The 12395-nt window shown below is 62.9% G+C and carries 9 protein-coding genes; 7 read left to right on the forward strand and 2 right to left on the reverse strand.

What is annotated here, in order from left to right; translation table 11 throughout:
• The 6 genes from DBR30_RS14515 to mgtE form a co-directional block, all read left to right on the forward strand.
• The coding region (locus DBR30_RS14515; RefSeq protein ID WP_258224442.1) for an ABC transporter permease at nt 1-778 on the forward strand (778 nt) is incomplete at its 5' end.
• A 295-nt stretch (nt 779-1073) separates the two neighbouring features.
• On the forward strand, nt 1074-3620 hold the full coding sequence (gene nirB, locus DBR30_RS14520; RefSeq protein WP_181363591.1) for a nitrite reductase large subunit NirB: 2547 nt from the start codon (nt 1074-1076) through the stop codon (nt 3618-3620).
• On the forward strand, nt 3620-3937 hold the full coding sequence (gene nirD / locus DBR30_RS14525; protein ID WP_108542532.1) for a nitrite reductase small subunit NirD: 318 nt from the start codon (nt 3620-3622) through the stop codon (nt 3935-3937). Before nirB ends, nirD begins: the two co-directional genes overlap by 1 nt.
• A gap of 57 nt (nt 3938-3994) precedes the next feature.
• Entirely contained in the window at nt 3995-4807 is an 813-nt protein-coding gene (nirC, locus tag DBR30_RS14530) for a nitrite transporter NirC (RefSeq protein WP_108542531.1), read from the forward strand.
• 12 nt (nt 4808-4819) lie between these two features.
• The gene (gene cysG / locus DBR30_RS14535) at nt 4820-6220 is read left to right on the forward strand and encodes a siroheme synthase CysG (RefSeq protein ID WP_108542530.1); all 1401 of its coding nucleotides are present in this window, start codon (nt 4820-4822) and stop codon (nt 6218-6220) included.
• A gap of 146 nt (nt 6221-6366) precedes the next feature.
• Nucleotides 6367-7791: a magnesium transporter gene (mgtE, locus tag DBR30_RS14540; RefSeq protein ID WP_108588401.1), complete on the forward strand. Its 1425-nt coding sequence runs from the start codon at nt 6367-6369 to the stop codon at nt 7789-7791.
• 80 nt (nt 7792-7871) lie between these two features.
• Here mgtE and DBR30_RS14545 read toward each other — a convergent pair whose 3' ends face one another.
• On the reverse strand, nt 7872-8813 hold the full coding sequence (locus tag DBR30_RS14545) for a hypothetical protein (protein WP_108542529.1): 942 nt from the start codon (nt 8811-8813) through the stop codon (nt 7872-7874).
• 359 nt (nt 8814-9172) lie between these two features.
• Here DBR30_RS14545 and DBR30_RS14550 point away from each other — a divergent pair, with 359 nt between their 5' ends.
• Nucleotides 9173-11164: a bifunctional 2',3'-cyclic-nucleotide 2'-phosphodiesterase/3'-nucleotidase gene (locus DBR30_RS14550; RefSeq protein ID WP_108542528.1), complete on the forward strand. Its 1992-nt coding sequence runs from the start codon at nt 9173-9175 to the stop codon at nt 11162-11164.
• Between the two features lie 265 nt (nt 11165-11429).
• On the opposite strand, the gene DBR30_RS14560 is transcribed toward DBR30_RS14550, so the two are convergent.
• A complete protein-coding gene (locus tag DBR30_RS14560) occupies nt 11430-12395 on the reverse strand; it encodes an ABC transporter permease (protein WP_005340795.1) in 966 nt (321 codons plus the stop codon).

Below are 12395 nucleotides of genomic sequence, written 5' to 3' on the forward strand. Positions count from 1 at the left end.
TTTCTCGCGTCGGCTGGCGCGGGGCGAACCGGCCAAGGTGCAGCTGATTATCGATGGCCGCCGCTCCAACGGCGGTCAGGTGGCGGCGGGCTACATCAGTCAGGTGATCGCCCGCTGGCAAAGTGAGGGCAAGGGGCAACCCGAGCTGGCAGTGCGCAACCTCTACAACCCCAACGTCGAGTTCCACTGGCATATCCTGCCGGCACTGGTGGCCATCATCACCACCACCGGCTGCCTGATTGTCACCGCCCTCTCGGTCGCGCGGGAGCGGGAAGAGGGCACCTTCGATCAGCTGCTGGTCTCCCCCCTCACCGCTGGCTGGATCATGGCGGGCAAGGCGGTGCCCGGCATCATGGTGGCGGTGGGGCAAGGGTGCATAGTCGCGCTGGCCGCCCGCTTCGTCTTTCACCTCCCCTTTGCCGGCAGCCTCAGCCTTCTGATGGCGGGCATGGTCTGCTACGGGCTGGCACTGGCCGGGATCGGGCTCTTCATCTCGTCGTTCTGCTCGACCCAGCAGCAGGCCTTTCTCGGGGTCTTCTCCTTCACCGTACCGGCGGTGATCCTCTCGGGCTACATCTCGCCGGTGGAGAACATGCCGCAGGTGTTCCAGTGGCTAGCGGCCATCGACCCCCTCACCCACTTCATCGTGCTGCTCAAGGGGGTCTTCCTCAAGGGGTTCGACTGGTCGGCCGCCTGGCCCCTGTTATGGCCGCTGCTCGCCATCGCCGGGGTCACCCTGTCGCTGGCGCTCGCCATGTTCCGCCGCCATATCGCCTGACGCACAGCCTTGCTCAACTGATGCCGGTCTCGCCCAGTGCGAGATCGGCTTTTTCCGACAGAAGTTTTCACTCCCCGGCTTTTGCTAAAGCGCTCTTGCTCTCAGCCATCCCTCACTCCAAGCCAGCGCAGAAATCATCAACTGGTATACCTATTTTTGTATATCTTTGAATTTTATCGAATTACCCCTGACGAGATATATAAATAGACACTTGATTTGCATCAATCGCCAGCCCCGACTGACTGGGTAGCCTAGCCCCAGAATGATGTTTTATTACTCCAAACTAGAGGCAATCATGAGCAAAGTCAGACTGGTCGTTGTGGGCAACGGCATGGTGGGGCACCGCTTCATCGAAGAGTTGATCGAGCGGGCCGACCCGGGCCGCTACGAGATCACCGTCTTCGGTGCAGAACCCCGTCCCGCCTACGATCGCGTCCATCTCTCCTCCTACTTCTCCCATCACACCAGCGAAGATCTCTCCCTCGTCAAACCCGGCTTCTACGACAAGCACGGCATCCGCCTGCTACTCGGCGAAGCGGTGAAAAAAATCGACAGGGCCAACCGCGAAGTGCACTCCAACAAGGGCACTGTGGTCGAGTACGACAAGCTGGTGCTGGCCACCGGCTCCTACCCCTGGGTGCCGCCCATCCAGGGCAGTCAGCACCACGAATGCTTCGTCTATCGCACCATCGAGGATCTGAAAGCCATCCGCAGCGCCGCCAAGAGTGGCAAGAGCGGGGTGGTGATCGGGGGTGGCCTGCTTGGCCTCGAAGCCGCCGGCGCCCTCAAGGCGCTCGGTCTCGAAACCCACGTGGTGGAGTTTGCCCCTGTGCTGATGGCCGAGCAGCTCGACGGTCAGGGCGGCCAGCTGCTGCGCCGCAAGATTGAATCCATGGGCGTGCAGGTGCACACCAGCAAGAGCACCAGCGAGATCCTGATGCATGGCGGCGAGCAGGCGAAACACCGCCTCGCCTTTGCCGACGGCAGCCAACTGGAAGTGGACGTGGTGGTCTTCTCCACCGGCATTCGCCCGCAAGATACCCTTGGCCGCTACGGTGATCTCGCCATCGCCGAGCGCGGCGGCATCGTCATCGACGATCACTGCCTCACCTCCGACCCCGACATCTACGCCATCGGCGAGTGCGCCGCCTGGCAGGGCCGCTTCTTCGGGCTGGTGGCGCCGGGCTACAAGATGGCCCAGATCACCGTCGACCATCTGCTCGGCGGCGACAGCCGCTTCGAGGGAGCAGACATGAGTGCCAAGCTGAAACTGCTCGGCGTCTCCGTCGGTTCCATCGGCGATGCCCACGGCCGCACTCCGGGCAGCCACAGCTATGTCTTTCAAGATGACCAAGCTGGCGTCTACAAGAAGATCGTGGTGAGCGAAGACAACAGCCGCCTGCTCGGCGCCGTGCTGGTGGGTGACGTGGAAGATTACGGCAACCTGCTGCAGATGATGCTCAACGCCCTGCCGCTGCCGAGCCACCCGGACACCCTAATCCTGCCCGCCTACGCCGGTGCCAAGCCGACCCTGGGGGTGGATGCCCTGCCGGAAAGCGCCCAGATCTGCTCCTGTTTCGACGTCTCCAAGGGCGACATCGCTCAGGCGGTGGCCGAGGGTCACACCACCCTGGCCGCCATCAAGCAGCACACCAAGGCCGGTACCGGCTGCGGCGGCTGTGTGCCGCTCATCAGTCAGGTGCTCAACGCCGAGCTGGTGAAGCAGGGCATCGAGGTCAACAACCACCTCTGCGCCCACTTCCCCCACTCCCGTCAGGAGCTGTTCCATCTGGTCAAGGTGGAGGGGATCAAGAGCTTCGACGAGCTGCTGGCCAAGCATGGCCAAGGCTATGGCTGCGAAGTGTGCAAACCAACCGTCGGCTCCATCCTCGCCTCCTGCTGGAACGAGCATGTGCTGAGCCCGCGCAATATCCCGCTGCAGGACACCAACGACATCTTCCTCGGCAACATGCAGAAGGACGGCAGCTATTCCGTCATCCCGCGCATGGCCGGCGGTGAAGTGACTCCGGAAGGGCTGCTGGCGGTGGCCGAAGTGGCCCGCGACTACCAGCTCTACACCAAGATCACCGGCGCCCAGCGCATCGGCCTGTTCGGGGCCCGGAAGGATGATCTGCCCGCCATCTGGCGCAAGCTGCTGGCGGCGGGCTTCGAGACCGGTCAGGCCTACGCCAAGGCGCTGCGCATGGCCAAGACCTGCGTCGGCAGCACCTGGTGCCGCTTCGGCGTGCAGGACAGCGTCGGCCTCGGGGTCTTCCTCGAGAACCGCTACAAGGGCATTCGTACCCCCCACAAGATGAAGTTCGGCGTCTCCGGCTGTACCCGCGAATGTGCGGAAGCGCAGGGCAAGGACGTCGGCATCATCGCTACTGACGCGGGCTGGAATCTCTATGTTGGCGGCAACGGCGGCATGAAGCCGCGCCACGCCGACCTGCTGGCTTCTGACCTCGACCGCGAGACGTTAGTCCGGTTGATAGACCGTTTTATGATGTTCTACGTCACCAGCGCCGACAAACTGCAGCGCACCTCGGTCTGGCTCGGCAATCTGGAAGGGGGCGTCGACTACCTGCGCGAGGTGATCGTCGACGACAAGCTGGGGCTGGCCGAGACGCTGGAGCGCGATATCCAGACCCTGATCGACAGCTACGAGTGCGAATGGTCGCGCACCCTCAATGAAGAGGAGGCACTCAAGCGCTTCAGCCACTTCATCAACAGCGACAAGCGCGACCCGGACGTCCAGTTCGTCGCCGAGCGCGACCAGCATCGACCGGCGACCCCGGCCGAGCGCATCCCCGTCTACCAGATTGAGGTGGAAACCAAATGATGAAACTTGCCTGCCAACTCAACGACATCCTGCCGGGCACCGGCGTCTGTGCCCTGCTGGAAGGGCGCCAGATCGCCCTGTTCCGCCCGAGCGTGGCCGCCGAGGTGTTCGCCATCGACAACCGGGACCCCTTCTTCGCCGCCAACGTGCTGTCGCGGGGCCTGATCTGCGAACACGACGGCGAACTCTGGGTGGCCAGCCCGCTCAAGAAGCAGCGCTTTCGTCTGAGCGATGGCCACTGTTTCGACAACCCTGCGATGTCGGTTCAAAGCTATCCCGTTGAAGTGCGCGACCAGCAGGTCTGGATCGCCGTCTAAAACCGATTTCACTCTCTTTCGGGCTGCCTGAGGGCAGCCCTTTCAAGGACTCACAAGATGTACACGGAAACCATCAACAAGTGCGCCGCCAACGCGGCCCGCATCAACCGCTTCGAGCGCAGCGACAAGCTCGGCTTCTGGCTCAGCTCCGCCATGGCGGGGGCCTATGTGGGCCTCGGCATCATCCTCATCTTCACCCTCGGCAATCTGGTGGATCCCGCCATCCGGCCGCTGGTGATGGGGGCCACCTTCGGCATCGCCCTGACGCTGGTGATCATCGCCGGCTCCGAGCTGTTTACCGGCCACACCATGTTCCTCACCTTCGGGGTGAAGACGGGCAAGATCACCATGGCCGATCTGCTGCGCATCCTGCCGCAGACCTGGGCGGGCAATCTGATTGGCTCCGTTGTGGTGGCGCTGATCTACTCCTACGGCGGCAGCCTGCTGCCGGATGCGGGCAGTCTGGCCCACAAGGTGGCGCTGGCCAAGACCCAGGCCCCGGCGCTGACCCTGTTTATGAAGGGGATCCTCTGTAACTGGCTGGTCTGCCTCGCCATCTGGATGGCGCTGCGCACCGAAGGAGCCGCCCGCTTCATCGCCATCTGGTGGTGCCTGCTGGCCTTTATCGCCTCCGGCTACGAGCACTCCATCGCCAACATGACCCTGTTTGCCCTCTCCTGGTTTGGTGCCCACTCGGATGCCTACACCCTGGGCGGCATCGGCCACAACCTGCTGTGGGTGACGCTGGGTAACACCGTCTCCGGCGTCCTCTTTATGGGCCTCGGCTACTGGTATGCCACCCCGAAAGCTGAGCGCCCGGTCGCGGTGAGCGAGAGCACCAGCACCGCCAACCAGACCCGAACCGCCTGATCCGGAGGCCCCATGGACTACTTGCCCATCTTTTGCCGACTCGACAACAAACCCGTGCTGCTGGTCGGCGGCGGCGAGGTAGCGGAGCGCAAGGCGCGCCTGCTGCTGGATGCCGGTGCTCGCCTCACCGTCGTGGCGCCCGAGCTCGACCCCGAGCTGGCGGGACTGGCTGCCAACGGCAGCATCGAGTGGCTGGCCGGTGAATTTGTGCCGGAACAACTGGCGGGCAAGTGGCTGGTGGTGGCCGCCACCGATCGGCGCGAGGTGAATGCGCTGGTTTACCAGAGCGCCAATCAGGCGCGGATCTTTGCCAACGTGGTGGATGACCCGAAACGCTCCAGCTTCATCATGCCGTCGATCATCGACCGTTCACCGCTGATGGTGGCCATCTCCTCCGGCGGCAAGGCGCCTGTGCTGGCCCGGCTGCTGCGGGAGAAACTCGAAGCCCTGCTGCCGCAACATCTGGGGGCCGTGGCGACCTTTGCCGGCAGCCTGCGGGAGCGAGTCAAGGCGCGCTTCGCCAGCATGGGGGAGCGGCGCCGCTTCTGGGAGCGGCTGCTCGGGGCCGACCGGCTCGGGCAGGCACTGGCGCGGGGCGATCACGCCTCTGCCCACCAGCTGGCCGACAGCCTGTTTGCCGATGAAAGCCACTCCAGTGGCGAAGTGGTGCTGGTGGGAGCCGGCCCCGGCGATCCGGGCCTGCTCACCCTGCACGCCCTGCGCCAGATGCAGCAGGCGGACGTGGTGGTCTATGACCGGCTGGTCTCCGACGAGGTGATGGCGCTGGTGCGCCGGGATGCCAAGCGCATCTTCGTCGGCAAGCAGGCGGGCAACCACTGCGTGCCGCAGGAGGGGATCAACCAGCTGTTGCTGGAGGAGGCGAAGAAGGGGCTGCGGGTGGTACGGCTAAAGGGGGGCGACCCCTTTATCTTCGGCCGTGGCGGAGAAGAGCTGGAGACGCTGGTTGGCAGCGGCATCGGCTTTCAGGTAGTGCCGGGGATCACTGCAGCCAGCGGCTGCGCCGCCTACGCCGGCATTCCACTGACCCACCGCGATCACGCCCAGAGCGTGCGCTTCGTCACCGCCCACGGCAAGGGGGGAGCCCGGGATCTCGACTGGCCGCTGCTGGCCAAAGATCGGCAGACGCTGGTCTTCTATATGGGGCTCTCATCCTGCGCCACCATCCGCGAGCAGCTGCTGGCCCACGGCAAGACGGGCAACACCCCGGTGGCGCTGATCGAGCGCGGCACCCAGCCCTGCCAACGGGTTATTCGCGGCACCCTCGATGAGCTGCCCACGCTGGCGGTGGGGGTCGAAAGCCCGGCCCTGATCATGGTGGGCTCGGTGGTGACCCTGGCCGACCGGCTCGCCTGGTTTGGCGAGGCACCACAGGCTCAGCGAGCCCTCGCCTGAGGGATCCTCGGCAACTCACCATGAGGCCACCAGCAGGTGGCCTCACTTTTACCCCCCTCTTCTCCCATCACGGTCATAACCTGTTGTTTTAAGTCTGGTATCCTATGGGCATTGAGCCCTTGGCTACCATCTCAGGAATTCATCCCATGTCTCTTCCCATCAAGAACAGCGCCCGGCAGCGCGCGGATGACAGATCCCGCATTCTCACCCTGCTGCTGCGCGATGATGCCCTCACCGACAGCCTGCTCGACCCGCAGGTGGTGCAGGATGCCGAGCAGCGCGATCAGACCAGCGAACTCACAGCTCTGGTCAACGGGTTGCCCGCCGCCGACGTCGCCGATGCGCTGGAGTCGCTGCCGCCCGATGAGCGTCATGCCCTGTGGGCGCTGGTGGAGGAGGAGAAGCGCGGCCAGATCCTGGTCGAAGCGTCGGAGACGGTGTGGGACAGCCTCATCAGCGGGATGAGCGACAAGGAGCTGCTGCACGCCCTGCGCTCCCTGGATATCGATGACCAGATCTATCTGGGCCAGTACCTGCCACGCAACCTGATGGGGCGCCTGCTCACCTATATGGCCCCCGCCGAGCGGGATCGGGTGCGGGAGGTGATCCGCTACGGCAAGCACACCGTCGGCGCCATGATGGACTTCGAGATCATCACCATCCGCCCCGAGGTGAGTCTGGCCACGGTGCAGCGCTATTTGCGGCTGCGCGGCAAGATCCCCGCCAACACCGACAAGCTGTTCGTCATCGACAGGCGCAACCATCTGCTGGGGGAGCTGGCCCTCACCACAGTGCTGCTGCACAAGCCCGCCACCCTGGTGAGCGACGTGATGGAGCGGGATCCGGTCACCTTCGATCCGGAGGATAACGACGAAGCGGCGGCTCGCACCTTCGAGCGGGATGACTTGCTCTCCGCCGCCGTGGTGGATGGCAAGGGCAAGCTGATGGGCCGCCTCACCGTCGAAGAGGTGGTGGATCTGGTCTATGAGGAGAGCGACACCGACCTGCGCCGTATGGGGGGTATCAGCGAGGATGAAGACGTGTTTGCCCCTGTCTCCAAGGCGGTCAAGACCCGCTGGGCCTGGCTTGCCATCAACCTCTGCACCGCCTTTGTCGCCTCGCGGGTGATCGGCCTGTTCGAGCACACCATCTCCCAGCTGGTGGCTCTGGCGGCGCTGATGCCCATCGTCGCCGGGATCGGCGGCAACACCGGCAACCAGACCATCACCATGATAGTGCGGGCGCTGGCGCTGCAGCACATTCAGGCGGGCAACCTCTCCTTCCTGCTGCTGCGGGAACTCGGCGTCGCCTTTATCAACGGGCTGGTCTGGGGCGGCACCATGGGCATTGCCACCTTCCTGCTCTATCAGGATGCGGCGCTCGGCGCCGTGATGACCCTGGCCATGATGCTCAACCTGCTGGTAGCGGCCCTGATGGGGGTGATTATCCCCATGACCATGACCCGCCTCGGCCGCGATCCGGCAGTGGGGGCCAGCGTGATGATCACCGCCATCACCGACACCGGCGGCTTCTTTATCTTCCTCGGGCTGGCAACCCTGTTCTTGCTGTAAACCGTGCGTTGAAAACAACAAGGGAGCCACTGGCTCCCTTGTTGTTTCAGGTGCGTTTGCCCGCCCCTGCCGTTGGCTGCTTATCGCTTGTCAGCGGTGATCAGCAGGCCATTGGAGTCGGGGAAACCGATGACCAGTGCATCATTTTTGTCATCCGTGGTAAAGGCGGTGACATAGGCGACGCTGTTATCCATCGCCCTGGCCAGAGCGGCATTCCAGAGGTTCTCGATCGGCGTGGCTGCGGCGGATTGCTTGAAGTTGCACTTGCCAAATCCGGTCATGGTGAGCTTGCTCAACCCGGCAGTGGCACTCCCCTCGCCCACCAGCGTACAACCCGCTGCCGGAAACTCGATCGCCACCGTCAGCTTGCCACCGTTGTTGGTGGTATCCACCTTGCCCACCATGTCGCTGCTGAAGCCATCGCTGTCCGTGGCACTCCAGCTGGCCGTGGTCACCGCTTTGGTGGTCAGGGCCGTCACCGCCACATGACCGCTGAAACCGGAATAGATGGGGGAGTTGTCGGAGAACTTGGTGCCGGTGCGGGTGAAATCAAAAAACCAGCGCTTGATCTCCTTGCCCTGCAGATCGATGACCGGCTGATCCTGGAAGGTGATGAGGTTGTGGTTGTTGCTTACCGTGCTCACCGCAGTGCCGCTGCCGAGCCGCTCGCTGGTGCGGGTCAGCTGCACCGGGTAGATCCCGTCCTTGTCGGCTTTCTGGTCAGCCTGACCCAGCCACTGGCTGTTGGTCTCGACCTTGCCCACCTGATGATCCACCCAGACACCCCAGTGCTGCACGGTTTCACCCTTCGGGTAGACCAGCGCCAGACCATCCAGATCCTTGATCATGCGCGGCGTCGCCTTGTCGCCGTCGCGGCTCAGCAGATTCGCTTCATAGAGGCCCGCCTCCGGCAGGGCCAGCGGCACCCGCTTGGCGATGCTGTTGGCCGCTTTTTCGCTGTCACAGGCAGACAGGGCCGCAGCGCAGGCGATGGCCAGCAGCGCTTTGTTGTGCATTTTCATGAGTTTTTATTCCTTGCTGTCGCTTTGTAATTTTTAGATGCAATCAATCGACGCTGAATTTAAGGGAAAGGTCATCTATCAGTCGAATGGAGATCTGTAACCAACCATTACAGCCTCGCAGGAGCGGCAGGCCACGCCGCTTGCCCCGACCGCACTGCGGTGACGACAGGGTGACTCACGGCGGAAAAGCAGCGAAAGTAGCGGCCCTAAAGGAAGACAAAAAAACAGATGAAAATCAGAGCGATAGCTCTATTAACAGGAGGGTAATTAGCCCGAATTGCCAGCCTGCTCACAATCGGATTCTTTTGCTGTCGATAGAATGCACCACGCTGGCATACCCATAACAAGAGAATCCAACAATGAAAACCACCCTCAAACTGAGCGCGGTGGCAGTTATCTTTTTGCTGTCCGGCTGTGATGACAACAACTCTCAGGCCCCCGGTGATCTCACCCTGCGGCTGATCGAAACCTCTGATATCCACTCCAACCTGCTGAGCTACGACTACTACCAGAACAAGCCGGATGCCTCGCTGGGCTTCGCCCGCACCGCGGTGCTGATCCGCAAGGCCCGCGAAGAGAACGCCAACAACCTGCTGATCGACAACGGCGACCTGATCCAGGGCACCCCGCTGGCCGACTATATCCACGACCAGCAGGTCAAACAGCAGTGGCTGAGCAAGCAGACCCACCCCGCCATCAAGGCGCTCAACACCATGAGCTATGATGTCGGCAACCTGGGCAACCACGAATTCAACTTCGGTCTCGACTTCCTCTCAGAGACCCTGAAAGGGGCCAACTACCCCTACATCAACGCCAACGTCTTCCAGGCCGATGCCTTCAGCCGTGATGGCAAGGGCACCATCGACTGGAGCAAACAGAAGTTCAAACCCTATGTGGTGCTGGATCGTCAGGTGAAGGATGCCAACGGCAATACCCAGACCATCAAGGTCGGGGTGCTGGGCCTGACTCCGCCCCAGATCACCCAGTGGGACAAACGCAATCTGGAAGGCAAGGTGGTGGTGGCCGATATGGTCGAGACCGCCGAGCACTATGTACCCGAAATCCGCGCCAAGGGCGCAGACATCGTCGTGGTCGTGGCCCATACCGGCATCATAGGTGACCCGCGCGAACCCATGATGGAGAACGCCGCACTGCCGCTGGCCAAGGTGAAGGGGGTCGATGCCCTGCTGCTGGGCCACGCCCACCGCACCTTCCCGGGCGACTACCCCAACATGACCGACGTGGACAACGAGAAAGGCACTCTGGCGGGCGTACCGACCGTGATGCCGGGCGTCTGGGGCAATCACCTCGGCATCATCGACCTGCACATGACCTGGAAAGAGGGTCGCTGGGAAGTGGCCTCCAGCCAGTCCCAGCTGCGCAAGATCGACAGTAGCGCCACCAGCACCGAAGATCAGGCGGTAGTCGATCAGGTCATTGCCGAGCACGAGCAGGCCAACCAGTGGCTGGACGAGCCCCTCAGCAAGATCACCAAGCCAATCCACAGCTTCTTCGCACTGGTGCAGGATGACCCCTCCATCCAGATCGTCAGCGACGCCCAGCTATGGCATGCCAAGAAGCTGCAACAGGATGGTCAGCTCAAGGAGAAATGGCCCATCCTCTCCGCAGCCGCGCCATTCCGGGGCGGTCGCAACGGTCCGACCGACTTCACCTATGTACCGGCTGGCGATATCTCCCTGCGCAACGTGGCCGACCTCTATGTCTACCCCAACACCCTGCAGGTAGTCGCCATCAATGGCGCGACCGTACAGGAGTGGCTGGAGAAGAGCGCCGTCCAGTTCAACAAGATCGATGCCGCCAGCACCGCCACCCAGTGGCTGGTGAACGAGAAGTACCGCACCTACAACTTCGACGTGATCGACGGGGTGAACTATCAGGTCGATGTGACCAAACCTGCCCGTTACGATGTGGATGGCAACAAGGTGAGCGACAGCTATCGCATCACCAACCTCACCTATCAGGGCAAGGCAATCGACCCGGCCCAGATGTTCTACGTGGTGACCAACAACTACCGCGCCAGCGGTGGTGGCAACTTCCCGGGCATCAACGCCAAGGTGATCGTCCATGAAGATCAGTTCGAAACCCGCGAAGTGCTCTCCGAATACCTCAAGGATCTGGCAGAGAAGAATCCGGCCGGTTTCGAGCCCCCGGCAGACAACAACTGGCAGCTGGCCCCCCTGCCCGCCAATCTGGATCTGCGCATCTACAGCTCGCCACGCAGCGAGGCGCAAGCCCTGACCGGTGGCAAGCTGAACTATGTAGAGACCCTGCCGCCCACCGATGCCAAACACCCCGGCTTTGGTGTCTACAAGCTGGTGCTGGCCCCCTGAGCCTCAGGGTTAATCCGGCAATAACCTCTGCAACCCCCTCCTGATACGAGGGGGTTTTTGATGGTGCAGGCAGAGGGTCAGCTCTTGTACGCCAGCCGCCACCCGCAGCAGTTCACGCAGCCCATTTATCCCTTCACGCCATCATCCCCCTCTATCACACCATCCAGATCCCGGCTGGTCTGCCCCATACCGCCCATAAAAAAACAGGCCCACCGAAGTGGGCCTGCTGTTATTTGCTTGGGTGGGAGTATCGCAATCAAAAGCGCTACTCCCGCTCCTTCACATAGGGGGTACCGAGCGCCTTGGGGGCCACGGCACGGCCGATAAAGCCGGCCAGCAGGAACACGGTCAGGATGTAGGGCAGTGCCTCAATGGCCTGCACCGGAATGGCGAAGCCACCGATGCTGACCCCTTGCAGGCGGATGGCGACCGCATCAAGGAAGCCGAACAGCAGACAGGCGGCCATGGCATTCCAGGGGCGCCACTTGCCGAACACCAGCGCCGCCAGCGCCATAAAGCCCTTGCCCGCACTCATGTTGGGGATGAACTGGGCCGTCTGGGCCACCGCCAGATAGGTGCCACCGATACCAGCCAGCAGGCCGCCGATGAGGAGCGCGGTGTAGCGCATCCGCACCACAGAGATACCGGCGGTATCGACCGCTGCCGGTGCCTCGCCCACCGCCCGCAGACGCAGACCGAAGCGGGTACGGAACATCACCCACCAGGCCAGCGGTACGCAGGCAAACGCCACGTACTCCAGCAGGGAGTGGCCGCTCAGCAGCTCGCTGTAGAGCTGGCCGATCACCGGCACATCCCACAGCTCCTTGGCATAGGGCAGATCGATGGGGGCGAAACGGGCATCGCCGGAGAGCGCCGGAGTCTGGCCACCCTGATCGAACCAGTAACGGCCCAGCGTCACGGTCAGACCTGCCGCCAGAATGTTGATGGCCATGCCGCTCACCACCTGATCACCGCGGTGGGTGATGGTGGCAAAGCCGTGCATCAGGGCAAACAGGATAGAGACACCCACCCCGGCACCCAGACCTACCCAGGCAGAACCGGAGACCGCCGCCGCCGCGCCACTGGCGAACGCCGCCGCCAGCAGTTTGCCTTCCAGCGCGATGTTGACCACCCCGGAGCGCTCGCAAAACATACCCGCCATGGCCGCCAGAATGAGAGGCGGCGCGGTACGAATGGTCGCATCCAGCATCAGGATCAGAATTTCAAACAT

The organism is Aeromonas sp. HMWF017 (genome assembly GCF_003061465.1).
GTDB lineage: Bacteria > Pseudomonadota > Gammaproteobacteria > Enterobacterales > Aeromonadaceae > Aeromonas > Aeromonas veronii.

What these genes read in the sequence shown, in the direction of transcription:
- nirB (WP_181363591.1), top strand. Translation starts at nt 1,074, where the DNA reads ATGAGCAAAGTCAGACTGGTCGTTGTGGGCAACGGCATGGTGGGGCAC.
- nirD (WP_108542532.1), top strand. Translation starts at nt 3,620, where the DNA reads ATGAAACTTGCCTGCCAACTCAACGACATCCTGCCGGGCACCGGCGTC.
- nirC (WP_108542531.1), top strand. Translation starts at nt 3,995, where the DNA reads ATGTACACGGAAACCATCAACAAGTGCGCCGCCAACGCGGCCCGCATC.
- cysG (WP_108542530.1), top strand. Translation starts at nt 4,820, where the DNA reads ATGGACTACTTGCCCATCTTTTGCCGACTCGACAACAAACCCGTGCTG.
- mgtE (WP_108588401.1), top strand. Translation starts at nt 6,367, where the DNA reads ATGTCTCTTCCCATCAAGAACAGCGCCCGGCAGCGCGCGGATGACAGA.
- DBR30_RS14545 (WP_108542529.1), bottom strand. Translation starts at nt 8,813, where the DNA reads ATGAAAATGCACAACAAAGCGCTGCTGGCCATCGCCTGCGCTGCGGCC.
- DBR30_RS14550 (WP_108542528.1), top strand. Translation starts at nt 9,173, where the DNA reads ATGAAAACCACCCTCAAACTGAGCGCGGTGGCAGTTATCTTTTTGCTG.
- DBR30_RS14560 (WP_005340795.1), bottom strand. Translation starts at nt 12,395, where the DNA reads ATGTTTGAAATTCTGATCCTGATGCTGGATGCGACCATTCGTACCGCG.